The 2,531-nt window shown below is 63.5% G+C and carries 1 protein-coding gene; it reads right to left on the bottom strand.

What is annotated here, in order from left to right; genetic code table 11:
- Positions 1 to 112: 112 nt before the first annotated feature.
- Positions 113 to 2,531: excinuclease ABC subunit UvrB (gene uvrB, locus EN993_RS34450; RefSeq protein WP_127266107.1), on the bottom strand; the 2,419-nt coding region annotated here is incomplete at its 5' end.

The following is a 2,531-nucleotide window of genomic DNA, read 5'->3' as shown; positions in this document are numbered from 1 at the left end:
GTCCAGGAGGGAGCGATGCGGTGAAGCTGCCAATCTCCCCCCCTCGTGGGGGAGATGTCCGGCAGGACAGAGAGGGGGGCGCAGTCCCGCCGGCGTTTCGAATAATTTGAACCTACTTCCCCGGCCTGCCCGTCTTGCCCGGCCTGCGCTTTTCGCGGCGGGCGTCGCCCGGATCCTCGTAGGAGCCGATGCCGGCGCGCTGACGAACAACCGGCTTAGCGGAATCGTCGCGTTCCGTCGCGCCCGCCTCTGCCCTGCCGGGCATCTCCCCCACTTGGGGGGAGATTGACTGGGGCTTGGTTGGCACTTTTCCTTCGACCGGTTTTTCGGTTCGCCGCACGGTCATCTCGTCCAGCGAGTTCTTCTTGAACAGCGGCTTGGGGGCGTCGCCGGGAATGCCGAAGTCGGAACCGTGCGCCTCTTCGGCCGACTGTTTCTTGAACAGCGAGCGCGACATCGCCCCTGCCGGCGTCGGCATGTCGGTGCCCGGACCCATGGCGTCGAGCGAGGGTTTGGCGAACAGCGGCTTCTTGACCGGCACGGCGCCGTCGGCGCCCATCTCGTCGAGAACAGGCTTGCGGAAGAGGTTGGGCCGGGCTGCCTCTTCGGCGGCACGTGCCTCGTCGAGCTTGCGGAAACGCTCCTGTTCCTCTGATGTACGATGTTTGGCCACGCCCTTGTTGTGCTTGCCCTTTTCGCGACCCGAGACCGGGCTTTCCATGTCGGCATATTTGGCCAGCGGGTCTTCGGAGATGGACAGTTCCATCTCGCGCAGCCGCTTGATCTCGTCGCGAATGCGGGCAGCTTTCTCGAAATCGAGATTGGCGGCGGCGTCGCGCATCTGCTTGTCCATGGCGTCGAGATGGGCTTTCAGATTGTTGCCCATCATGGCGCCGGCGTTGTCGGTGAACTGCGAGATGTCGGCGCGGACATGGTCCTTCTCGTAGACCGAATCCAGAATGTCGGAGATGCGCGATTTGACCGATTCCGGCGTGATGCCGTTGGCCTCGTTCCACTCCACCTGCTTCTCGCGGCGGCGGTTGGTCTCGGCCATCGCCCGCTCCATCGAACCGGTGACCTGGTCGGCATAGAGGATGACCTTGCCGTCGACGTTGCGGGCGGCGCGGCCGATGGTCTGGATCAGCGAGGTTTCCGAGCGCAGAAAACCTTCCTTGTCGGCATCGAGAATGGCGACGAAGCCGCATTCGGGAATGTCGAGGCCTTCGCGCAGCAGGTTGATGCCGACCAGCACGTCGAAGGCGCCGAGGCGCAAATCGCGTAGGATCTCGATGCGCTCCAGCGTGTCGATGTCGGAGTGCATGTAGCGGACGCGGATGCCTTGCTCGTGCAGGTACTCGGTCAGGTCCTCGGCCATGCGTTTGGTCAACACCGTGACCAGCGTGCGGTAGCCGGCCTTGGTGGTGTCGCGGATCTCGCCGACGACATCGTCGACCTGGCTCTTGGCCGGGCGCACCTCGACAGGCGGATCGATCAGCCCGGTCGGGCGGATGACCTGCTCGGCGAAGACGCCGCCGGCCTGTTCCATTTCCCAGCCGCCCGGCGTCGCCGAGACAGCGACCGAGAGTGGGCGCATGGCGTCCCATTCCTCGAAGCGCAGCGGCCGGTTGTCCATGCAGGACGGCAGACGGAAGCCGTATTCGGCCAGCGTCGCCTTGCGGCGAAAATCGCCCCGATACATGCCGCCGATCTGCGGCACTGTGACATGGCTTTCGTCGATGAAGACCAGCGCATTGTCGGGAATGTATTCGAACAGCGTCGGTGGCGGATCGCCCGGCTGGCGGCCGGTCAGATAGCGCGAATAGTTCTCGATGCCGGCGCAGGAGCCGGTGGCCTCCAGCATTTCGAGGTCGAAACGGGTGCGCTGTTCCAGCCGCTGCGCCTCCAGCAGGCGGCCGGCCCGTTCGAGTTCGACCAGCCGGTGCTTGAGCTCTTCCTTGATCGACTTGATCGCCTGGTTGAGGGTCGGGCGCGGCGTCACATAGTGCGAATTGGCGTAGATCTTGACGCTTTTCAGCTCGCCAGTCTTCTGGCCAGTCAGCGGATCGAACTCGGTGATCTGCTCGATCTCGTCGCCGAACATCGAAATGCGCCAGGCGCGATCTTCCAAGTGGGCCGGGAAGATCTCGATCGTGTCGCCGCGCACGCGGAACGAGCCGCGGACGAAGTTGATGTCCTGGCGCTTGTATTGCTGGGCGACGAGATCGGCGAGCAGAGCGCGCTGGTCGAGCCGGTCGCCGATCTGCATCTGGAAGGTCATCGCGGTATAGGTCTCGACCGAGCCGATACCGTAGATGCAGGACACCGAGGCGACGATGATGACGTCGTCGCGCTCGAGCAGCGAACGCGTCGCCGAGTGGCGCATGCGGTCGATCTGCTCGTTGATCGAGGATTCCTTCTCGATGAAGGTGTCGGTGCGCGGAACGTAGGCTTCCGGTTGGTAATAGTCGTAATAGGAGACGAAATACTCGACGGCGTTTTCCGGGAAGAATTTCTTGAACTCGGAATAGAGC

It is taken from the genome of Mesorhizobium sp. M7D.F.Ca.US.004.01.2.1 (assembly GCF_003997785.1).
GTDB lineage: Bacteria > Pseudomonadota > Alphaproteobacteria > Rhizobiales > Rhizobiaceae > Mesorhizobium > Mesorhizobium loti.
The sequence above is the reverse complement of the archived record's forward strand: the minus strand, read 5'-3'. Positions and strand labels throughout refer to the sequence as shown.